This window comes from Leptospira brenneri, assembly GCF_002812125.1.
GTDB lineage: Bacteria > Spirochaetota > Leptospiria > Leptospirales > Leptospiraceae > Leptospira_A > Leptospira_A brenneri.
Window position 1 is genome coordinate 249,781 of record NZ_NPDQ01000003.1, and the last position, 22,354, is coordinate 272,134.

24 protein-coding genes and 1 tRNA gene are annotated in these 22,354 nt (G+C 38.8%); 17 read left to right on the forward strand and 8 right to left on the reverse strand.

Annotation, left to right across the window (positions count from 1 at the left end):
• Window positions 1–39: 39 nt before the first annotated feature.
• From purN to fsa, 5 genes are read left to right on the forward strand one after another with little or no spacing between them, the layout of a single operon-like run.
• Window positions 40–654 (forward strand): phosphoribosylglycinamide formyltransferase, encoded by a 615-nt coding sequence (gene purN, locus CH361_RS07810; protein ID WP_100790268.1) that lies wholly within the window; start codon window positions 40–42, stop codon window positions 652–654.
• Entirely contained in the window at window positions 651–2,192 is a 1,542-nt protein-coding gene (gene purH / locus CH361_RS07815) for a bifunctional phosphoribosylaminoimidazolecarboxamide formyltransferase/IMP cyclohydrolase (protein WP_100790269.1), read from the forward strand. Before purN ends, purH begins: the two co-directional genes overlap by 4 nt.
• Entirely contained in the window at window positions 2,192–2,893 is a 702-nt protein-coding gene (locus CH361_RS07820; RefSeq protein ID WP_100790270.1) for a hypothetical protein, read from the forward strand. Before purH ends, CH361_RS07820 begins: the two co-directional genes overlap by 1 nt.
• 43 nt (window positions 2,894–2,936) lie before the next feature.
• Entirely contained in the window at window positions 2,937–3,608 is a 672-nt protein-coding gene (locus tag CH361_RS07825) for a hypothetical protein (RefSeq protein WP_100790511.1), read from the forward strand.
• 52 nt (window positions 3,609–3,660) lie between these two features.
• Window positions 3,661–4,305, forward strand: coding sequence for a fructose-6-phosphate aldolase (gene fsa, locus CH361_RS07830; protein ID WP_100790271.1), 645 nt, complete (start codon window positions 3,661–3,663; stop codon window positions 4,303–4,305).
• A 154-nt stretch (window positions 4,306–4,459) separates the two neighbouring features.
• Here fsa and CH361_RS07835 read toward each other — a convergent pair whose 3' ends face one another.
• Window positions 4,460–5,485, reverse strand: coding sequence for a DUF1574 domain-containing protein (locus CH361_RS07835; RefSeq protein ID WP_100790512.1), 1,026 nt, complete (start codon window positions 5,483–5,485; stop codon window positions 4,460–4,462).
• Between the two features lie 56 nt (window positions 5,486–5,541).
• Window positions 5,542–6,285: a pseudouridine synthase gene (locus CH361_RS07840; protein ID WP_100790272.1), complete on the reverse strand. Its 744-nt coding sequence runs from the start codon at window positions 6,283–6,285 to the stop codon at window positions 5,542–5,544.
• Window positions 6,286–6,334: 49 nt separating this feature from the next.
• On the opposite strand from CH361_RS07840, the gene lipA reads away from it, so the two are divergent.
• Complete coding sequence (gene lipA, locus CH361_RS07845) at window positions 6,335–7,243, forward strand: lipoyl synthase (RefSeq protein WP_208861407.1); 909 nt, start codon at window positions 6,335–6,337, stop codon at window positions 7,241–7,243.
• 15 nt (window positions 7,244–7,258) lie between these two features.
• Window positions 7,259–7,555: a hypothetical protein gene (locus CH361_RS07850; protein ID WP_100790274.1), complete on the forward strand. Its 297-nt coding sequence runs from the start codon at window positions 7,259–7,261 to the stop codon at window positions 7,553–7,555.
• Between the two features lie 167 nt (window positions 7,556–7,722).
• Here the strand turns inward: CH361_RS07850 and CH361_RS07855 are convergent, their stop codons facing one another.
• On the reverse strand, window positions 7,723–8,910 hold the full coding sequence (locus tag CH361_RS07855) for a lipoprotein LipL45 (protein WP_100790275.1): 1,188 nt from the start codon (window positions 8,908–8,910) through the stop codon (window positions 7,723–7,725).
• 257 nt (window positions 8,911–9,167) lie between these two features.
• Between CH361_RS07855 and CH361_RS07860 the strand changes: the two genes are divergently transcribed.
• Entirely contained in the window at window positions 9,168–10,490 is a 1,323-nt protein-coding gene (locus tag CH361_RS07860; RefSeq protein WP_100790276.1) for a radical SAM protein, read from the forward strand.
• 36 nt (window positions 10,491–10,526) lie between these two features.
• Window positions 10,527–12,602, forward strand: coding sequence for a PP2C family protein-serine/threonine phosphatase (locus CH361_RS07865; protein WP_100790277.1), 2,076 nt, complete (start codon window positions 10,527–10,529; stop codon window positions 12,600–12,602).
• Between the two features lie 17 nt (window positions 12,603–12,619).
• On the opposite strand, the gene CH361_RS07870 is transcribed toward CH361_RS07865, so the two are convergent.
• The 3 genes from CH361_RS07870 to CH361_RS07875 are packed head-to-tail and all read right to left on the reverse strand — an operon-like array spanning window position 12,620 to window position 14,502.
• A complete protein-coding gene (locus CH361_RS07870; protein ID WP_100790278.1) occupies window positions 12,620–13,048 on the reverse strand; it encodes a hypothetical protein in 429 nt (142 codons plus the stop codon).
• 49 nt (window positions 13,049–13,097) lie between these two features.
• Complete coding sequence (locus CH361_RS19680; protein WP_165782234.1) at window positions 13,098–13,253, reverse strand: hypothetical protein; 156 nt, start codon at window positions 13,251–13,253, stop codon at window positions 13,098–13,100.
• 55 nt (window positions 13,254–13,308) lie between these two features.
• Entirely contained in the window at window positions 13,309–14,502 is a 1,194-nt protein-coding gene (locus CH361_RS07875) for an aminotransferase-like domain-containing protein (RefSeq protein ID WP_100790279.1), read from the reverse strand.
• Between the two features lie 72 nt (window positions 14,503–14,574).
• On the opposite strand from CH361_RS07875, the gene CH361_RS07880 reads away from it, so the two are divergent.
• A complete protein-coding gene (locus CH361_RS07880; RefSeq protein ID WP_100790280.1) occupies window positions 14,575–15,981 on the forward strand; it encodes an aminotransferase-like domain-containing protein in 1,407 nt (468 codons plus the stop codon).
• 52 nt (window positions 15,982–16,033) lie between these two features.
• Window positions 16,034–16,291, forward strand: coding sequence for a hypothetical protein (locus CH361_RS07885; RefSeq protein ID WP_100790281.1), 258 nt, complete (start codon window positions 16,034–16,036; stop codon window positions 16,289–16,291).
• A gap of 7 nt (window positions 16,292–16,298) precedes the next feature.
• Here the strand turns inward: CH361_RS07885 and CH361_RS07890 are convergent.
• Window positions 16,299–16,371, reverse strand: a tRNA-Phe gene (locus tag CH361_RS07890).
• A 70-nt stretch (window positions 16,372–16,441) separates the two neighbouring features.
• Between CH361_RS07890 and CH361_RS07895 the strand changes: the two genes are divergently transcribed.
• From CH361_RS07895 to CH361_RS07920, 6 genes are all read left to right on the forward strand, one after another.
• On the forward strand, window positions 16,442–17,377 hold the full coding sequence (locus tag CH361_RS07895) for an alpha/beta fold hydrolase (protein WP_100790282.1): 936 nt from the start codon (window positions 16,442–16,444) through the stop codon (window positions 17,375–17,377).
• A gap of 86 nt (window positions 17,378–17,463) precedes the next feature.
• On the forward strand, window positions 17,464–18,084 hold the full coding sequence (coaE, locus tag CH361_RS07900; protein ID WP_100790283.1) for a dephospho-CoA kinase: 621 nt from the start codon (window positions 17,464–17,466) through the stop codon (window positions 18,082–18,084).
• Window positions 18,081–18,866: an SPOR domain-containing protein gene (locus tag CH361_RS07905; protein WP_100790284.1), complete on the forward strand. Its 786-nt coding sequence runs from the start codon at window positions 18,081–18,083 to the stop codon at window positions 18,864–18,866. Before coaE ends, CH361_RS07905 begins: the two co-directional genes overlap by 4 nt.
• A 132-nt stretch (window positions 18,867–18,998) precedes the next feature.
• On the forward strand, window positions 18,999–19,400 hold the full coding sequence (locus CH361_RS07910; protein ID WP_100790285.1) for a DUF2452 domain-containing protein: 402 nt from the start codon (window positions 18,999–19,001) through the stop codon (window positions 19,398–19,400).
• Window positions 19,401–19,415: 15 nt separating this feature from the next.
• Complete coding sequence (locus tag CH361_RS07915) at window positions 19,416–20,114, forward strand: VanW family protein (protein WP_100790286.1); 699 nt, start codon at window positions 19,416–19,418, stop codon at window positions 20,112–20,114.
• Window positions 20,071–21,564, forward strand: a complete 1,494-nt coding sequence (locus CH361_RS07920; RefSeq protein WP_100790287.1) for a hypothetical protein — start codon at window positions 20,071–20,073, stop codon at window positions 21,562–21,564. The genes CH361_RS07915 and CH361_RS07920 overlap by 44 nt, the downstream gene beginning before the upstream one ends.
• On the opposite strand, the gene CH361_RS07925 is transcribed toward CH361_RS07920, so the two are convergent.
• Window positions 21,539–22,297, reverse strand: coding sequence for an SH3 domain-containing protein (locus CH361_RS07925; protein WP_100790288.1), 759 nt, complete (start codon window positions 22,295–22,297; stop codon window positions 21,539–21,541). The genes CH361_RS07920 and CH361_RS07925 overlap by 26 nt on opposite strands.
• Between the last annotated feature and the right edge of the window lie 57 nt (window positions 22,298–22,354).

The window sequence follows — 22,354 nt, forward strand, 5'->3', positions numbered from 1 at the left end:
CTTGCTTAATGACCCAAGTGAATATTCTTAGAATATCACATGGGAAAAATAAAACGCGTCGTTTTTTTGGCCTCGGGAAGAGGGTCCAATTTTACCGCTTCCGTCGAGTACATTCGAAAAAAAAAGCTAAAGCTCGACCTGGTTGCCCTAGTGACAGACAACCCGGAGGCAAAGGCTCTGGGTATTGCCAAATCTTTTGGAATTCCCACAAAAGTAGTCACTTACGCTACTTATACACAAAAAACAGATTATCATAAAGATTTACTCTTTGCTGTGGAAAATCTAAATCCTGATCTCATTGTGGCCTGTGGGTATATGCGAATTCTAAAACCAGAATTTGTACGTAAATTCCAAAGCCGAATCATCAATGTCCATCCAAGCCTACTTCCTGCATTTCCTGGTCTAGACTCTCAAAAACAGGCTCTCGATTATGGGGTGAAAGTTGCAGGATGTACGGTTCATTTTGTGGAAGAAGGTGTGGACACGGGTCCCATCATATTGCAAAAAGCGATTGCCATTGCCCCCGAATGGAATGAAAAAGAACTATCCCTTGCAATCCTTGCGGAAGAACATAAAATCCTCCCGCTCGCCATACAACTGTTTTGTGAAGATAAATTAAAAATCAAAGAACGAAAGGTAGAAATCCTAAAATGATCGAAATCAAACGAGCACTCGTATCCGTATCCGACAAAGCTGGAATCACGGAAATCTGTTCCTTCCTAGCAAAAAACGGTGTGGAAATTCTTTCCACCGGTGGAACCTATGATGCCCTCTCCAAAGCGGGAATCCCGGTAAAAAAGGTAGATGAGTTTACTGGTTTTCCAGAAATCCTACATGGTCGTGTGAAAACCCTCCACCCCAAAATCCATGGTGGACTTCTCGGCGATACAACAAACCCCGACCATGTCAAACAAATGGAAAGTAATGGAATTGTTCCCATCACTCTTGTGATCGTAAACCTATATCCATTTGTCAAAACAGTGATGAAACCAGATGTCACCCTCGAAGATGCGATTGAAAATATCGATATCGGTGGACCATCTATGCTCCGTTCGGCGGCAAAAAACCACAAAAACGTAGTTGTATTAACTGACCCGAAAGACTACGAATCTTTCCAATCCGAATTTACCGCAAACAAAGGAAAAGTATCTCGTGAAACAGCATTTAAATATGCAGCCAAAGTATTTTCCGAAACCGCATCTTATGACTCAGCTATCTCCACTTTCTTTAATAAAAAGTTAGATATCAAATATCCTGATAAAATCACTTTCGCTTTTAACAAAAAACAAAAACTTCGATACGGTGAAAACCCACACCAAGACGCTGCCTTTTATGAACCGCTATTTATCAAATCACAGTTCGAAGCCTTACAAGGAAAAGAACTCTCCTTCAATAATATGTTAGATTTTGATGCGGCATTTCACGTGGCAAGCCTACTCCCAAAAAACGCAGTTTCTATTGTAAAACACTTAAACCCATGTGGAATTGCATTTGGAGAAACAGTCCTTGAATCATTTGAACTCGCAAGAAAAACAGATCCTATTTCTGCCTTTGGTGGAATCATTGGAATTCATGGACGAGTGGAAAAAGAATCTGCAGAAGAAATCACAAAGAATTTTGTGGAAGGTGTGATCGCAGAAAGTTTTTCAGAAGAAGCCTTAGAAATATTTTCCAAAAAACCAAACATTCGTTTGATTCCCATCGCAAAATTTGACGAAGCATTGGATGAATTAGATTTACGTTCCCTTCACCATGGACTTCTCATCCAAAATCGTGATTATGATTTGATTACCAAAGACAAACTAAAAATTGTTTCCAAAAAACAACCCACCGCTGATGACTTAGAAGGTTTGATGTTTGCATGGAATTGTGTGAAATTTATCAAATCCAATGCGATTGTATATACCGACCAAAACTCTACTCTTGGAATCGGAGCAGGACAAATGTCTCGAGTGGACTCGGTGGAACTCGGAGCTATGAAAGCACAAAAAGTAGGACTTTCTGTTGTCGGATCTTATGTGGGTAGTGATGCATTTTTTCCTTTCCGAGATGGAATTGATTCCATTGCGAAAGTCGGCGCCAAGGCCATCATCCAACCAGGTGGATCCATACGTGATGAAGAAGTCATCCAAGCAGCTGACGAACATGGACTCATTATGGTCTTTACTGGAATGAGGCATTTCCGTCACTAATGGAATTTTTTCTTTTCCTCCTATTTCTCACATTCTTTTGTTTGGTGACTGCTGTAATCGTTTATTACGTTAAGATCCTATTCTTTTCGGCAAAAACAAATTACAGAAGAGAGGAACTAACGGACATTCGCGGGGATGTTTTCCGCATTTGTTTGGATGTATTAGAATCAGGAGGAAATTTGCTCTATGGAGCTGGGGTCTTTTTTACCTGTGCCCTCTTTGTTTGGCTTTGGTCTTTACTTGGTTCCCTCCTTGGGGAAAAAGGACCAGGGCCTTTTGAACATATCTTCCATATGCCGATTTTCTTTTTGGCATTATTTTTTTCCTTTCCGTTTTTAAAAGACACCTACCGCGGAGAAAGTTATCTTTCTTTAGCCAAACCTGCTCTCTCGGGTCTTGCCTTAGGAAATTTGTCTGCGGGTGCTGTCCACTACGGCCTTGACCGAGATCTTTTCTTTTTATTTTATCTCCTTCTCGTCCTCTTACAAATCCCGGTTCTTGTTTTCCTTTGGAATCGCGAACCAATCTTTGGGGTCAGCTTTGAAGAAGCAGAAACTTCCATTTATGAAGAAGACTGGGGGTCCCCCTCCCAAACAACCGAAACGAAACCCTCCGAGTGGGAGGAAGAAGACGGCCCTTTTTCCGATGAACCGGATGACTTTGGTTTGGGCGATGACCCCTTCTCTGAAGATTTTAAGTAAGAAACCGGTTCTCTTTTTTCTCCGTTTGACCGATAGAAATGATATGAAGAAATACCTGATTTTCCTTCTTTTTTCCCTTCCTGGCATTCTTTCTGCCCAAACAGAAATCCCAAATAGTTTGGATGGATTTGCTGAAGCCTCTTGGGGAATGACCTTTGAATCCGTTCGCGAAAAATTTCTATCGATGGCGACCAATCCCGAATCCAAGGAAAAAATCGAACTCTTAAATGAAAAAAAAGAGGAAAGCCTTCTCATCAAAAGAAACGGAATCTTCTATCTTTACCGCTTTTATAAAACTCCAGAACTTTTAAAAGAAGTCCGCCCCAGAAGAGAGGGAGGTTCTGAAACCGACCCTTCCATTGATGGGCAGACAGAATTTCGCGAAAATGGAATTCTTTTCTCTGTAGGTGTAACTTTCAACCTAGTTCCCTCGGAAAAGATCAAAGAGAAGATGGAAAAGAAATATGGAAAACCTAGAAAGGAAGCCATCGGTGATGACAAAGTTTCTGGGGCAGCTATTTGGGAACTCGTGGAAAGGAGAGAAAATCCTCCTCGCGGTGGGTTTGCCGTAGTTTGGAGAGAAGGATACAAAAAAGCTCCTTACACAAGACGAATTGATTATTTCTCTGCCAATCTCAAAGAGGTCATTGCCAAGGATTATGTCGATTTCTTCAGCGTACAAGAAACAAAAACCTTGCGGGATTTAATCCCATAGCTACCCTGTCTCGTGAGGCTTGGCAATTTGAGTGCCAAGCAGACGAGGCAAAATGAATTTATTCTTAGACACAGCCAACATAGACGAAATTAAAAAAGTCCATGAACTTGGTCTCCTTGATGGGATTACTACCAACCCATCCATCATCGCAAAATCCGGTCGTAAATTTACAGAAGTCATCAAAGAAATTTGTAGTTTTGTAAAAGGACCCGTGAGTGCGGAAGTCCTAGCAACTGATGCACCCACCATGATCAAAGAAGGTTTAGAACTTTCTAAAATTGCAGAAAACGTAGTCGTAAAAGTCCCCCTCATTCCAGAAGGAATCAAAGCAGTAAACGCATTTGCAGAAAAGGGAATCAGAACCAATGTAACTCTTTGTTTTACTGCCAACCAAGCATTACTTGCAGCCAAAGCTGGTGCTAGTTTCATTTCCCCTTTTGTCGGTCGTTTGGATGATATTGGTTATGATGGACTTGAACTTATCTCTGAGATCCGAGACATTTATGACAACTATGGAATCGAAACACAAATCCTTGCGGCATCTGTTCGTCACCCCATCCATTTCAAAGAAGTGGCTCTTCGCGGTGCTGATTGTGTGACTCTTCCTTATTCCGTATTTGAAATGCTTTTCAAACACCCACTCACGGACAGTGGACTTGCAAAGTTTGTAGAAGATTCTAAAAAACTAAACTGGTAAAAAATTAAAACCACACCACCGGATACTTTCGGTGGTGAATCAAATGACTCACTACAAGTGGGTTCACAACTAGAGTCATTACCTCGGGTAAATGCGGGAAAAAAAGAAAATCCACCCCCGCCCTACAGGTCACTCCACGGGAATGTTTTTAAACCTACTTTTCAGCGTAATTTGTCCAAATCTCCTTCATTTGATCGATAAAACAAAATGCTGACTGGTGAGAAGCATCATTGAATAAATCACAGGTGCCTTCCTTGTTCCAATTCAAACTATAAGCTCCGTAAGAAGTGGTCAGAGATTCAATTGGATCCCACCAAACTTCTTTTACATGAAACTTTTCATAGTATTTATAATAATCACCATATACCTTTGGCCAAAGAACCAGAGTTTTGATTTTGTTTTTCCGCGTGAGTTCCAAAAATGCTTCTACATAAGGCTTCTGAGATTCTCCCAAAGTATAGGAACTCATATACAAACTTCCAATCCGTAGAGTGTCTTTTCTAATTTTTTCCACCGGGTTGGATTGTACACCATACATCAAATATTCACCTTTCGTATAATTGATGAGTTGGAACTCTTCATTATACAAAGATTTGTATTCTCTTAGCTTCCCTCGTTTGAGTCTTGAACTAAGAAGTGATAAGTTTAATTCTACACTTCGAATGGTAAAAACTTTGTCTAAGAGATAAGTCCATTTTTCCTTTAGAGGGATGTCCTTCCATACAATGTCCAAACAGTCCTGATCACACCCCATACGAAGAAATGGAGAAAGAATAAAACCTTTATTGTCATCAAAGGCTTCTGGACTAAGCGAAAGAATTACAAACTCCGGGTTCACTCCTGAATCGAGTAACTTCTTCAACTGGATATAGGAATTCATTGGAATTCCTTGGGGACTGCTGAAGTTGTATAAAGTCCAATTTTTATGATAAGGTTCAGGGATTCCCAATTCCGAAAAAGGATAAGAACGAGAGTCTCCAAAAACAAGGGCTAGGTTTTTGATTTTGGCTTCAGGATCGTTTAAAAGTCTTTTTTCTAAAACCTTTCTTTGAAAATAGAAAACAGAATTACCTGCTTGGAGAAATTCATCATGAAAGACTGGCAAAAGGAAAATTTTATCTACAAGAAAGATAAATAGAAAAAGAGCCACTGGATATAATAAAAACGGTTTTGATTTCAAAAACACAAATCCCCTAACCTCACCATTTTATGAGCGGATTGGATTCTTCAACCAAATTAAGCACTCGGCTTTCCCAGAACCTGCTCTTCGGTGACGACTTTGTATTTGCCTTCATCCAGAACAAAATCTCTGAGATCGAGTTTCCCGATCCGAATCCGATAAAGATCAAGAACGACCATATCTTTCGCTTTACACATCCTACGGATTTGCCGTTTTTTCCCTTCTTTTAAAATGATACTTAGATAACTCGTAAACCCAGGAGCGGTTTTTTCTGGAACAACATTTGCAGGTTTTACAGAAAGTGCACGAAGTGTCTCTCCACCCTCCCTAACACCTAACATAAATTCATCGGCAATTGGTTTCCAAGCTACAGGTTGTTTCAAACTAATGATATATTCTTTATCGATTTTATTTCTGGGATGGGTGACCTTCTGGATAAAATCCCCATCGATGGATAAAAGCAAAAGCCCACGAGAATCCAAGTCCAAACGACCGGCATAATTGTATTTTTGGAAACCTTCTGGCAAAAGTGAGAAGATCGTGTTTTCATGAAACTTATCTTCATGGGAAGTAAGGAAACCAGGAGGTTTGTTGAAAGCGATGATTTTCGGTCGTTTCAGAGATTCCTCTTCCATCTGGATAGATTTCCCATCAAAGCTGACGGAATCGACTTCGGAGACTTGAAAGGAAAGATCCGTGATGGTACTCCCGTTTACCTTGATCCGACCAGCGAGGACCAATTCTTCCACTTTCCGACGGGAACCAAGACCTAATTTGGCTAGAAATGCGTTGATCCTCATGATTTTCCATTTTACAAAGTGGCCTCATTTCAAAAAGTCTAAAGAAGGTATGAATCCGCTAAAAAAGAAACCTCGCTCTAAAAATATCAGCCCCAAAGTAGTCCACCCTGAGTGGATGAAAGTGCGAGTGAGTTTCCCGACAGAGGGAGATGCCCTCTCGAAAGTGCGGGAAGAGGTAGAATCTAAAAAACTCCATACTGTTTGCGAATCTGCAAGTTGTCCGAACCTCAACCATTGTTGGAATCGTAGGACAGCCACTTATATGTTGTCTGGTGATATCTGTACAAGACGTTGTCAGTATTGTGATGTGGCCTTTGGGAAACCAAATCCTCTCGATCATGAAGAACCAGAACGTGTGGCAAGGTCTGTGGCTGAATTAGAACTTCGCCATGTGGTGCTCACGGCAGTCAACCGAGACGACTTAAAAGATGGTGGGGCTAGTCACTTTGCAGAAACCATTACGAGAATCAAATCATACCTTCCCACTTGTTCGATCGAAGTTTTAATTCCAGATTTTAAGGCCAAGGAAGAATCCTTACAAATTCTTTACACCGCAAAACCCAATATCATCAATCATAATATCGAAACTGTGGAACGACTATTTCCCACAATCACTCCCCAAAAAAACTACAAACGTTCTCTGGAAGTTCTTTCTCATATTGCAAGACATGGATTTCTTACGAAAAGCGGACTGATTCTAGGACTCGGTGAAAAGGATGAGGACGTCAAACAGTGTTTAGAGGATCTCTATTCGAACGGAGTTCGGATGCTCACCATTGGCCAATACCTCCAACCAGGCCCGACCCACTACCCAGTTCAGGAATTTGTTCGACCAGAAGTTTTTGAATTTTGGAAAGAGGAAGCATACAAAATTGGATTCAAAACGATTGCCTCAGGTCCACTCGTTCGCTCCTCCTACCACGCAGACGAATATTTTTCAGACCAAACACCAAATTAGTCCGAAAGGATAGATATGGATCAGGAAGAATTGGAGGCATTTAAGGAAGAACTCGCTAAAACTTTCTTTCTCTCCATCTTAAAAGATTTAAGCGAAATTGGAGAAGCTCTTTCTGATTTTGAAATCAAAGTCCTCATCCAAAAGGCATTATCTCATTCTTCTGACTTACAAGTGGAATGGGGAGAAAAAGACCGGTTTGGGAATAGCACTCTACTTGTAAAATACCAGTCCAACCTACTTCTCATTGAAGCAAGCCCACTCATCAGTACAATTAGAATTCTTTGGAACGAATACAAATCCAAAGAGAACTAACAATCGTCATACCTTTATTTAAATTTCTAGTTGGGTACCTTAGATAATTCTCATCAAATCTCTTGATTTTGTTAGGTAAACTAAGGGAAGACTCTAGAATTTGTACATAAAAAAAGCCCGAAGGACTTACTCCTCCAGGCTTCTTTTCTACTTAAGGGTTGGTTTATTTAGAATTTAGATTTTTGTTGAAGGTCGTAAATGACTTCTTCTACATTGTCCATATCAATTTTTTTGACCCCATTTTCAGTGTGAACAATCAACTGACCATTTTCTTGGTTGATGATCGCTCCGATCACTGTTTTACCATCTACAAGAACGATTTTTTCAATTCTTTCGTAGTAGTTTACGATGTCTTTTTTAGATTTAAATTCTTTAGGTTGGTTAGCCAAAGAGTCTTCGAATTTTTTCTTCTCTTCTTCTTGGCGTTTTGCAACTTCCCCCTCGATCGCTTGTCTCTTAGCATCAATTTCTTGTTTTTTCAACTCATCTAACTTTTCAGTTTGAGCAGATTCGCTAAGTTTTACGATCTCTTGTGCAGTTTGTTTGTCAACTGTCACAATAGTTCTGATTTCTTGTTCTTCGTTTTTAGTCAGTTTTGCACTTTCTACAACAAGTTTCTCTTTCTCAGAAGTTTTGAATGCTTTTGACAAATCCAAAGTTTTGATGTCAGCAGCGCCAGACTTCGCTAGTTCAGCAGATTTTGCCGATTGAGTAGAAGCTTGGTCTTTTTCTAAGATTACTTCTGCTTTCGCTAAAGATTCTTGGAGTTTTTTCAAGTCTGCATTTCCAGCAATTTCTTCTGTGGAAAGTTTTTCCAAAGCAGGAACTCGTGGAGCAAAGGCAACCGCACCTTCCACTACTTTTACTTTTGCAGGTTTTCCATCAGCAGATTCTACGATAAAAGACGTTCCTCGCACACCCGCAATCGCAGTCGGTGTTACGACAGTAAAGTTGTCTTCTTTCTTAGCTTTGTTGACTTTCGCAAATACCTTTCCAGAAACTAGAGCAATTTGAGTGTCTGTAGTTCCAGAATTGTCTTGGGAAAGTTTTGCAAAGTCAATCGCGGACTTTGGAGAGATACGAATGCTCGATCCATCCGCAAATTGGATGTCTACTTTTCCATTGTCGCCTGTGACTACGTTATCCCCGGATTTCAGAAGGGCACCGAGTTGTGCTTTTTCTTCTGTTTGGTCTGCGTGTTGGATTTTTGAATCTCCTACCGCAAATACGACTACCGCAGATAAATCTGCTGGTTTTTTAGGTGCTTCAGACACTTCTGCGTCTGGTTTCTTACAAACTGTAAGACCAGTGAAAAGAAGCGCAAGGCCCATTATGGTTAGTTTCGATGCTTTCATATCGTCCTGTCCCTTAGTGAAATTCAACTTTCGTTATTCTAATCAACAAACCGGGGTATGAAAAATTCCCAGCTTTTTGGTATTTTTTTCCAGAATGAAAAAAATTTCATTAGTTCGGAAAAAAAATAATTTAGTGATGAGATTTGTAAACGAATATTCAGTATTTTTCCCCGAAACCAGCCATTTTAAAGGGAAAAGAGGGGTAATTCTTTGGAAAATCGCTTTGTCTAAGATATAGGAAGAAAAAAACTCCCATTATGGCTGAAACCTCTACACTGAACCAAAGACCCGCCTCCTCCATTAAACTCCTAGAAGAAATGGAAAGGTTGTACAAAGACATTCCGATGGAAGCCATTGTCAAACAAGACATCTTAAGGCAAGGGATTCATTTTTTGCCAGAATCCTTCCAAGTCAAAGATCCTTATAAATCCAAAGATTATTTTATCTTTTCCTTTGATCATATCCCTCTTGCTGACTTAAAAGATGGGGCGGATACAAAAGCTCCCGAGGAGATCAAAATCTCCGGAGGTCACTTTGGGCTTTTAAAAACAGTGATTTCCACAAGAAACAACCCAAACTCTCCTTACAAAATGAAATCAAAGGAAGGGATTCCTACTTTGTTTTTAGAAGAGACTGAGATTGGAAGTGCTGAGTATCCTCCCATTCCCTCTTGGTATAGACACAAAACCAAATCAGGGAAATTGCCAGGCGAAGTCGCTCCCGTGATCGAATGGGGTTATCTATTGTATCTCACTGTCTTTCGAAACTGCCAGTACTTTGGAAAAGACGAAGAATGCGCTTATTGCGATATCAATCATAATTACCGCCAACAAAAAGGTGCGGGTCGGCCCTATACCGGAGTGAAGGATGTAGAAGATATTTTAGAAGTCCTTTCTTGGGTGGATGCCGAAGACCAGATCGCAAAAGTATATACCATTACTGGTGGATCGGTTCTGACCAATCTAAAGAAAAAATCAGAAGTAGATTTTTACCTCCAATACCCAGAAGGCATTGAAGCAAGGTTTCCCAAACGTTGGATGGGGAAACTTGTAGCCCAAGCCTTTGAAAAGGAAGATTGCCAAAGGTTCAAAGATGCAGGGATTCAAATTTACCATCCGAATTATGAAGTTTGGGACAAGGCTCTCTTTGAAAAGATCTGTCCCGGAAAATCAAGTTGGATTGGTTATGAAAACTGGATTCGCAGGGTTGTAGATTCTGCAGAAGTATTTGGTCCAGAAAATGTCATTCCTAATTTTGTGGGAGGCGTAGAACTTTCCGAACCTTGGGGATTTAAAACAGTTACAGAGGCCATCACTTCCACAAAACAAGGTTTAGATTTCTTTATGTCGAAAGGAATTGTTCCTCGTTTTACCGCTTGGTGTCCGGAACCTTTTACAACCCTTGGCCAACAAGCAGGACCACCTCTGGTTTATTTTTGTGAACTACTGCGTGCGTGGAAAGAAACCTTTGAAAAGTATGGTCTCCCCACTCCTCCGGGTTACGGAGAACCAGGCCCAGGTAAGGCGGTGTTTTCCGTTTCTGCTTTTATGGACGTGATAGGATATTCTGGACGAAATTAGTCCTTTCCTGTACAAAGAAAAAACTAAAATCCGTTTATGCGAAAATTAATTCTACTTGCGGGAGTTTTTTCTCTCCTGTTATTACAGTCTGCTTGTTTAGGTCCTGAACCAGAAGAACAACATCGGTTCCGAAAAGGGGTTCTGGACATTCGTGACCTAACTTTTAAAGAAAATACCATTGTTGACTTACATGGGGAATGGGAATTGTATTATGGAGATTTCCACTACCCTCCTTTCCATGGAGAAAAACCTCTCACAGGATACCTAACCATTCCGAACTCTTGGCAAGACGAAGAATTTGGAGGAAAGGAATTACCAAGAACCGGCCACGTCACCTTACGAGCATTTGTTCATCTTAGCAAACAAACCATAGGCCAAGAATTAAGAATTTATATTCCAGACATTGCCTCATCGTACCGGTTCTTTGCCAACGGAGTTTTGATTGGTGGTCAAGGGAAACCAGGGATCAACAAATTTGATGATACTCCCAGAATCAAATCCAAATACTACACTCTGATTCCTGATGAAGAGGTGGTTGAACTCGTATTTCATATTGCAAATTATGATAATAATTTTGGTGGATTCTGGGCCATCCCGAGTATAGGAAATAAAAATGCTTTGGACCGAGAAAAGATGCTCTCCAATGCACGTGAACTTTTTTTACTTGGAGCTCTAGTTCTCATTGGTCTCTATCATTTCGGATTGTACTTTTACAAAAGAAAAGAAACTTCGATTTTTTACTTTGCCCTCTTTTGTTTTTTACTGGGGATTCGTCTAGCCTTTACAGGGGAAAGGTATATCTTAGAAGTATTTCCAAACTTCCACTGGCCAACAGCCTTTCGGATTGAATTTGCTTCTTTTTATTTTGCAGTACCAACATTCTTATTGTTTATCCATTCGCTATTTCCAGAAGAATCCGATTGGCGATATGTTCGTTATGCATTGATCGCAAGTACAGTCTTTGCTCTCACACTTATTTTACCAATTTCTGTATTTACCATTTTATTATATGGATTTCAAGTTTTAGCATTTTTTACAATTGGGTATGTCATCCATATCAATCTAAAGGCAGTATTCAATAAACGCCCCAATTCCAAATTGTTTTTTTTAGGACTTCTCATTTTAGCATTTTCTGTTGCCTTTGATATTTTAAGGCATAGTGTCAATAACAGAGGGATTGGACTCACTCCTTACGCCCTACTATGTTTTATCTTTATCCAATCACTCATTCTCTCTAGTCGTGTGGCCAATGCATTTTTACGAGCAGAGGAACTAGCAATGAGTTTAAAAATTAGTAACGAATCTTTACTCGCAGTGACAGAAAACTTGGAACAAATCGTTTCCGAGAGAACGTATCAATTAAACTCTTCTTTGAATCGAATCAAAAAGGATCTACTTCTTGCTAAAAAAATACAACAAAAGATTCTTCCGGAAGATGGAATCAAATTTGAACATTTAAAAATTCATTTGTACTTCCAACCACAAGGCGAAGTTGGTGGAGATTTTTATGATATCTTTGAACTAGATAACGGAACGGTTCGTTTTTTTGTCGCAGATGCCACAGGGCACGGAATCCAAGCAGCCTTGTATACAATGGCGATCAAATCAGAATATGAAGCCATCAAAAGGTTTATCACCAAAACAGATGATCTCATGAACCATCTAAACCAAAAGATTCAAAATAAATTCTCTGGACTCAAAATTGTTTTTTCTGGATTTTTACTCGATATAGACACAAAAACGAAAACCGTCTATTACTCGTCAGCTGGTCACCCAAATCAAATTTTTCAAAAAAATGGGGAACAAATCATCCTGGAACGAACAGGAAATATCATTGGTTTAAAAAAAGACCAACCCTATACGCAAAAACAATTCCAGATTGCCGAGGGGGATCGAATCCTTTTGTTTACGGATGGAATGTTGGAACAAAAAAATGAATCGAGAGAAGAATTTGGAACAGAACGAATCCAAAAGATCCTGAGTGATTATAAAGAGAAGGAATCCGAACGTGTGCTTGCGGAACTTGTCATCCAATTATTTCTCTTCCAAGGAAAAGAAGAACAAGAGGATGACCAAACGATGGTTCTTGTCGAATGGGAAAAACCTTCTTAAGGCTAATCCCGTTTCCTTTATTTTTTTAAGAAAAGATTATCCACACCATTCTTTTCAAATTCAGCATCGTATTTCTCTGCTTCTTTTGCTACTTTGGTTTCATAATCTTCTGGGCTGAGGGCTTCTAAATCTTTCGCAGATACCTTTTGTTCTAAATCTCTTTGAGCAAGTTCCGTAGAGAGATCCGTCCAAAAAATATCATCGTTATAAGGTTCAATGTAAGATTCAAATACTTCTTGGAAGTATTCTTCCGAGATGGTATAGAGTCCATTTTCAGAAACGATTGCACCTTTTTCGCCAGAAGCAGAAAGTTTTTTGAGAAGGGATTGGACAAACTCATCCACAGAAGGGTCTGTCTCTTCGTGAGGGGAATTACTCACCCATTCGAACACAGCAAGTGCATTGAGAAGCTGTTTTGTTTCTTGAGCGTTTAGATCTAAATTCATGATTACCTACTTTGTTTCCATGGAAACAGGAATCCATAGCTTAGGCAAATCAAAGAATGACGGTGGATCGGTTTTCCTTATAGTTTTGATACATTTGGTCTACAAGAAGACGAAAGGCAGGATCTTCTTTTAGAATTTCCAATTTCTCTTCTAGGCTGAGGACAGAAAACTTAAGGCACAAAGCTTTGGTAATCGCAGGCTTCATACCTAATAAGTAAACAAGTGAGTAGTATTGTCAAGGAAAAAATACTAAACACATGTCACGTATTTATGTCTCGATAGGCTTTTGCGATTCGTTTCACACCTATTTCCATTTGGTTGTTATCTAAAAAACTAAAGTTCATTCGAAAAAAAGAAGAAGACAGACTGGCAGGTGAAAACTCAGTTCCGGGAACCATGGCCACACCGCTGGCAATACATCTTTCCATTAGTTCCTTTGAAGATACCTTAGGATACTCAACCCAAAGAAACATTCCTCCCTCTGGCAGAGAAAACCTAACTTCGGGAAGGTGCTTATTTAGTAAAGAAACCAGGTTTTCCTTTTTCTCTTGGTAAAAGGACTGAATGGCTTGGAGATGAGTTTTAAAATCCATCACTTCTAAAAGTTTTGATATCACTACTTGAGAAAACTGATTGGAATTTAAGTCATTTCCCTGTTTGACAGCAGTAAACAAAGAAAGATAAGGATCAGGAACCAAAACCCATCCCAAACGAAAACCAGGTGAAATTACTTTCGAAAAACTCCCCAAAATAAACGTTAACTCTTTTTTGTTGCGAAAAGAACTTACCGATGGGTAAACCTTACCATCAAAGTCTAAATACCGGTATGCCTCATCCTCTATGAATAAAATTTCTTTATCATCCAAAATCTTTGCTATCTGTTTTCTTTTTTCTAAAGACCAAGTATAGGTTGAAGGATTTTGATACGAAGGATTTGCATAAAAAACATGGATTTTATTTTGAGATAAAATTTCTTCCAACCAGTAAAGATTGGGACCATCAGGTTCCATAGGAACACTAAAAAAATTAGGTTGGTAAGGAGAAAAAGCCTGCAAAGCTCCTAAATAAACAGGATCTTCTAATAACACATTGGTATCCGAGTCCATAAACATCTTTCCCAAAATATCCAAACCTTGTTGGGAACCATGAGTGATGATGGTGGAATCAGATTTTGCCCAAGAGACATCTGTTAACTTTTCGATGATTTGAAACCGTAAGGCCGCGTATCCTGAGGAATCTCCATACTGAAGTGCAGTAGAAAGATTTTCATGGATTACTGACTCCATTACAGAACTTAATATTTCTCTCGGAAATAAATTTGGATTAGGAAGTCCTCCCGCAAAGGAAAGGATATCTGAATTTTTTACTGTTAATTTTAAAATTTCACGAATGACGGATGTCCGAACAAAAGAAGTTCGTTTCGCAGAAAAAATACTTGGCAGTTCCGTTTCCATGGATATAGAATATCAAATAAAACCAAAACTGTCCATATACAGTTTATTTCATCTATTAGTATACAGATTAATATGACAAAATACAAAACCCTAGCAGAAGACCTAAAAAAGGAAATCCAATCAGGATTTTACTCTGAAAAAGAAAGAATCCCTTCTCTTCGGGAAATTCAAAATTTAAAAGAATGTAGCCTTACTACAGCAAAAGAAGCCTATCGGATCCTAGAAGAGGAAGGATATATTTTTGTAGTCCCTCAGTCGGGATACTTTGTACATCCGAATATTAGTTCGGTCATTTCGGGACCACAAAACGAATTTTATCCAGCAGTAGAAGCTGATGATAGAATCCAACAAATCATGCGAACTGTAATGGATCCCAAACTCATTTCTTTTGGAGCAGCCATTCCTTCTGATTTTTACCTTCCTTTGGGTGGGATTGTCTCCTCATTTAAAAAAGCACTGAAACACAAAGAAATTTTTTCCTATGGAGACTTACAAGGAAACCCTGAACTACGAGAATGGATTAGCAAACGTTTGTCGATCCAAGGTTACAGGGCAAACCCAGACCAAATTCAGATTACAAGCGGATGTACAGAATCCATCACATTTTCTTTACTGAGTTCCACGGAACCTGGAGACACAGTCATAGTCCCCTCTCCTATTTATGTTGGGTTATTTCAGATTCTGGAAACTCTGAAACTGAAAGTGGTAGAAATTCCTTATAGAAAAGAAGAAGGAATCTCTGTGACCGAATACGAAAAACTAATCAAACGTCATAAACCGAAAGTTTTTTTATTTTCGGCTAACTTTAATAATCCGAATGGAATTTTACTAAGCGAAGAAAACAAACAAAATTTAGCAAAACTTTCTTACCAATATGGAATCCAATTGGTAGAGGATGATATATACGGAGATTTATATTTTTCAGGAACAAGACCAAAACCCCTGGTTAGTTATTTTCCCTCCGATTCCAAAAGTCCAAAATCGTATTTATGTTCTTCCTTTTCCAAAACAATTTCCCCAGGACTTAGAATGGGTTGGGTTGCTTCCAAAAATGGAATCAGAGATTTAAGCAAACGTACACGGGCCTATAAAATTTCAGAAAATAATCCCACCCAAATGGCAGTCCTTCAGTATTTAAAACTACAAACTTTTGAAAGGCATCTTAAATTCTTACGTTCTGAATACAAAAAACTTACAGAAGAATATATAAAACTTTTAAGTTTCTATAGCGAAGGAATTTTAGAAATTCAAAAACCAGATGGCGGTTTTGTTTTGTGGATCAAATCTCCGTTAGATGGTGACAAACTCCTTACGGAATCTAAAAAAATCGGAATGGCCATAGCACCTGGTTCTCTTTTTGGACTTTCCAAACACTGGGATCACCATTTTCGATTGAATGTATCCGTAGGATTTTCTCCCAAAATCAGAGAAAAACTCATCCAGTTCTCTAAGTTGTTTTTAAAAAAAAGGAAAACTTAAATTTTTTAGTTTTTGATTGCAACGATAAGAAAGAGAAACAACGTTTCAGAATATGTCAGAAAATACACGCAAGTATCTGGAAACTTCTCAGATCATCCCTTCCAAAGGAATGTCTTACACTATGTATGAAATCGAAGGCCAAGATACCATCTTAAGAATGCTCACCTTCATCCCAGACAATGATGAGATCCATATCTATCCAAAACCGCCGGTAAAGAAACTGTATAAACCAGAACTTTGTAAAAAGGTAGAGGAAAACGAATTTTTGGGTCTTTGGTCAATGGGAGAAGAAAGAAAGGCGGGAAATTAGGCAACCGTGGCCCCGGACAGAATCGAACTGCCGACACGAGGATTTTCAGTCCTCTGCTCTACCGACTGAGCTACAGGGCCTTCGGTTACGACCAAGGTATTTTTCCAGATCACCCTGTCAACGAACCTTTATATTTTTTGTGAGGATACTATGAAGACCCCCAGGAAATCAGTTTCTACCAGCATTTTTTTTGCACTCCTATCCCTCCACTGTGCATCAACTCTTCACAAAACAGGAATTAGCCTAGAAAGATTCAGATCCAGTTTAGAAACAAAATCGATTCTTGTTGATGGCCTAAACTGGAAATACACAGAAAAATTTGGAGAAGGAGAAACCTTACCCGTAATACATGGGTTTGGTGGAGACAAAGACCATTGGACCAGGTTTTCAAGACACCTGCCTGATAGGTTTCGAGTCGTAGCTCCTGACCTACCCGGTTTTGGGGAATCAGACAAACCAGAAGGAATCAGTTACACCCAAGAAGCACAAGCAGATAGGCTCAACCAATTTGCCGAGGCACTCGGGCTGGAGCATTTTCATATCGCAGGGAATTCTATGGGTGGTGGAATCGCAGGAATCTTTGCAGCCAAATATCCAAATAAAGTAAAAACTCTCATTCTATTTGATAATGCAGGAATCAAAAGTCCCACTCCGAGCGAAATGCAAACGATCGAGATGGCAGGAAACCCAAGCCCCCTCCTTCTCACAAGTCCGGAAGACTTTGATCGTTTGATTTCCTTTACCTTTGTCAAACCACCTTACCTTCCCTCATTTTTAAAAACATATTTCGCCAACAAATCTTTTGCAAATAGAGATTGGAATGCTTCCATCCTAAAACAGATACGCAAAGAAGGTTACTTTTTAGAAAAGGAACTGGAGGAAATTAAGTCACCAACTCTTGTGATTTGGGGAAAAGAAGACAAAGTAATCCATCATTCCGTAACGGAAGTATTAAAGAAAAAAATAAAAACCAAACTAGAAATCGTAATCCTAGAGAATATGGGCCATGCTCCTATGATCGAAGATCCCAATTTATCCGCACAAATCGTACAAAACTGGATCGGCAAATTAAAAATAAATAACTGATTTGTTCCAAATAACTTTAGTATTTTTTTTCTAATCTAACTAAAAAAAATACTTGTACTTTCACGGGTTTTTTATGTTATAAACCCGTGAGTCCAAAACATAACAACAAAACTTTAATCGGAATTACCGGATCCATTGGTTCGGGAAAGTCGACTGTACTTGCTATGTTTGGCGAGCTTGGTGCGGAAGCAGTAAGTTCGGACTCCATTGCTCGTCAATTCACCGAACCAAATAGTCCCGTGATTAGCGAACTTGTATCCATTTTCGGCAAATCCATTCTGGACGAAAAAGGTTCTCCGGTAAGATCCAAAATTGCAGAACTTGCTTTTTCCGATCAGACAAAGCTAACAGCTCTAAATGGGTTACTCCATCCACTCATTCGTAAATCTTTTCACGAATTTTTAAATTCAAGGAAAGACGGAAGCATCATTGCCTGGGAAGTTCCTCTCCTCTTTGAAACCGATGCCCATACACTCTGCGACTTTACAGTTACCATTGCCGTAAGTCCAGAAGTAGCTTGGGAACGAGTCCAAACTCGCGGTGGGATGACGGAGGAAGATTTCAAAAAACGAAATACCGCCCAAATGGATTTAGAGAAAAAAAAGTCTCTCTCCGATTTCGTCGTAACGAACGATAATCAAAGGGAAGAGTTAAAAAAACAAATCGAAATTATTTATAAAGAAATTCAACAAAGGATTCAAAAATGAAAGAAAGAGTATTTTACGTGATCAACTTAGACAAACAAAGAATTGGAGTTTTGTCCCTCTTTCTTTTTGCCTTATTCTTTTCGATTTTTTTCCTGGGTGTTTCTGTCGGCAAAGGAAAAGCAGAGGAAACACAAAGCCTCTACAAGAAGGCCGAACTGACACAAACGACAGAAGCGAGTGATGCATCCATCCCTGCTCCAACTGCGGTAACACCGAATCCTGCAGATACGGCAACGGGAACTAGTGTAGCTTCTTCTCTTGTACAAGGAACAAAAACCAAAGAACAAACGAACTTGAACCAAGAAATTCCAATGGCAGATGTTGGAAATAATCCCTACTTCGTAGAAACTTCCACTGCCAAAGATGAAGAAGAAGAGAAAAAACAACAAGTAGTAGATTTAACCAAACGTTCCGAAAAACGAAGTTTGGCCAACAAACAGGAAGAACGATTTAAAAACTTGGCTCCTAGTTCCAAACCAACAAAGTCACATAAGAATTCAGAACAAACTTTAAGTTCAAAGTCGGAAGGGAAACAGTTTACGATCCAACTAGCTGCCTTTACCAGCAGACAATCGGCGGAAACATTTTTATCACAACTAAAATCAGATAACCATGGCAAACTCACTGCTAAAACATTTATTGTAGTAAAGAACGGTTTCTTTGTGGTCCAAATGGGTAAATCCAAAGACAAAGCAACTCTTTCCAAAACTCTATCCAAAACTTCCATGCCAAAAGAAATCAAATCCAAGGCTATGGTTGTCACTTACCAACCGCTTTCGTAAAAATAGAGATCGTCAAAAACCTTGGCTTTCGGCTTTCCTAATTGATTTTAGGAGAGCCTTTTTCTAATTTCCACCGAACTCAGGTGAGAAATTATTTGCAAATTCATAATAGAGAGATTCTCTAATCCTAGAATGGAAGAATCGGAAATTCCCCACCACAGTCTCACCTACGGGACCAGTCGATTGGCACCCTCCATCAGTCTTGTTGATCGAGCCAAAGAAATTGAAATGGCGGAAGAATCCGTCAAACTCCATGTCCACGGAAAATTAGAAATCATTGCAAACCAAATCAGACGCTTGAAAGAAGAAGCGGAACAGATTTTAGAACAAGCAGAAAAAGATATCGAACTCCACAAAGCTCGGTGTCAGTTTGAAAAGAAACCGGGTCAAATTATTCATCTGTATGAAAAAGAAACTGGGACTTATTTTTCTCTTCTGTCACCGAATGATTGGGGAAAGAACCCACCCCATCCTTATAAAGGATCTTATACAATGAATCCTGATAGAAGTTTTATAGAAATTCTTAAATCTTAAAAATAACAACTAACTTTGATTTCTCGACTCAAACTGATCATAAAAAGTAGTAGAAGAACCCTCGGAGCGATTCTAAAGGGAAACTACTTTCAGTACGGGCTACAACCAAATAAAATTTCAGAATGGAACGAAGAAACAACGCTTAGTCTACCCATTTTTGATTCACCTTTAAAAGTAGGAAAACTTCAAAACCTTCGCATAGCCATTGCCAACTTAAACGGCCGCATCCTATTTCCTGGAAAGATTTTTTCCTTTTGGTATGAACTGGGAAATCCAACTCTTGCCAAAGGTTACACTGAAGGACGTGTGATTCGAAATGGACTCGTTGGTTCCGAAATTGCCGGTGGCCTTTGTCAATTATCAGGAATTATTTACTACTTATCTTTAGAACTGGGACTAGAAGTTTTGGAACGTTTTCCACACTCTCGTGATTTGTACACAGAAAATACGAGGTTTACACCTCTGGGAACTGATGCCTCAGTCGTTTATCCTACAAAAGATTTAAGGATTCAAAACAGTTTTCCATTTCCTTTATTATTCGAATTTGATCTTACCGATACGGTCCTAAGATTTCGCATTCGATCAGAAAAACCATTAAAACGAGCGAAACTTTACTTCCAACAAACAAATCACAATGGACATTCGAATGTCCAAGTATTTCGAGAAACAAATGAAAATCCCATCTTATGTTCTTCCGATGATTACCTTTTATAAACAGAAATCACTTGTTACCGGTCTTTTTCTGCTAGTCGTTAGTTTACAACTCACCGTTCAATTTAGTTCGTCTTTTGCGTTTGGAGCCGATGGTTACTATTATGCTGCACAAGTAAATTCTTATCTTACGAAAGGAAGGTTCTTTAGTCCAGATGTATCACCCGTTTTGTATGGACTTGTTTATTTTTCAAAACTGGGAACCGATATTGTCGTTACAAACAAGATTTTTGTTTCGTTCCTAGTAGGATTTTTATTCCTTGCGGGTTACCGCTTGGCGCTAGAACTCACCCAAAAAGAATCTATTTCCGTCCTTCTTGGACTCATCTTAGTTTCTTCCTCATATTTACCACATTTCAGTTTTAACTTTATTAAAAACTTAAGTGGCATTCTCTTTTTCATCTTATTTCTCACAGAACTGTATATTTTAGAACGAAATGAAAACAAAACTAAGTTAGTAAATTTTTTCCGTTTGGGACTTAGTTTTCTATTGGTATTTTTTAGTCATAAACTCACCGCAGGAATTTCCTTTTGTTTTTTATTGCCTCTCGTTTGGAAAAAAATTCCCATCCCGAAAATCTACAGAATTTCTATTCTTTTCGGATTACTAATCATTCTGGTTTGCCTGAATTTTGTTTTTCCCAATCTCCTCCACTGGAAAGATCTAAAAACCGTTTTTACAGAAAATTTAGAATTCCAATTTCTATCTCCGTTTTATCGATACGCCGAGTTATATCCTACATTTACCTTTGAACAAATTTTATTTTTCCTTTCTCCTGTGTTCTATTTATTCACAAGATCAAAATTAAATAAGGAAAAAAAATCATTTTACGACTCATTACTGATCTTATTTTTTTTCATTTCCTTACCTATCTTTAGTTATACGGCCTTTAGTTTTCCATTTCGATTGTTTTTACTTGTTTTTCTACCGGCAAGTTTCTTATTTCTTCCTTTTCTTTCAAAAATCAAATCAGAAATCATCATAGGAATTCTAATCCTTTTAGTTCCAATTTATCAGTATTTTACATTAATTCGCGGGAAAGAATTCAACAACCAAGACTATAAACTTTATTCCATCTTACTTCCTTTATTCCAATTTCCCCCAAATACTCTTATCATCGTTCATCAAGGATTTGATTATTTTATTTGTTATCATAAAGCGGGGGATGCTTTTCACTTTTTACCGGAAGAAAAACACAAAACGAGACCCATCTACCGAATTGTGTACGGAGTGTCCGCAAGCGATTATAAAAACTATCTTCCGAAAGATACGAAGATCCAATATATGCCAGGATTTTATTCTGTTTTAGAGGAAAGAGTATGGCAGGAATTTTTAAAAAAACTTCCTGCCGAAACAAAAAACCGTATTTTAGATTGGAGAAATCCTCATACGTCCAGGACGGATTCTATGATAAGAAATGAATCCTTTAAGGGGAAGAGTAAGAAGATTTAGTGTAAGCGTATTCACTTTTACAAGCAGAATCTTTTTCTTTTTTCTCAATGAGTAACAACAGTTTTTCGTTACAAACGTAAAAATACAAATCTTGTTTTCCGGTAACAGGGTAAGTGCTAAGCGAAACTAAATGACTATCTGAATCCGAATATCCGAAATAAGCATTATTGTAAGCAGTTCTTTCTTCCTCCGTTTGTGGGAATTGGATAAAAATGGAAGGACGAACCAGTCGAGATTTTGTATCCAAAACTAGATGGTCTGAATAGACATCAAACACTCCTTCTAATTTTTCACTGATGCCAGAATATTGATTAAACATACGGAAAACAAAACTTTCTCCATCAAACTCAATTGTATTCGAACAGTCCATTCGGTCAGGGATTGTGCAGAAAACAAAATTCCCTTGAACTGCTGCAATTATCGCATCCCTCGATTCTACTTTGGTAACGGATAGATACCCACCAAACACCCAACCAGTAATTTCTTTGGATTGAATGCGGTACCAAAAAGCAGAAATTCCATCGATTTCGACATCCTTCTCCGATCGCTCCAAAACCTTAACCTCATCCCCAAGATTAAATTTTCCAACCTTCTCTCCATCGAGTGTGGGAGTTTTTCGAGCATTTAGCACTGTAGCAGAAATAAATACATTTTGACCGACTTCGATTGTAGGTGTTTTTTTACACTGAAACAAAACCAGGGAAGTTAAGAAAACAAGGAACAATTTCTTCATGGAAGGAATCGTCTTTTTCTAGAGAAATTTTGGCAAGACAAATTGTAGGTGAATGAG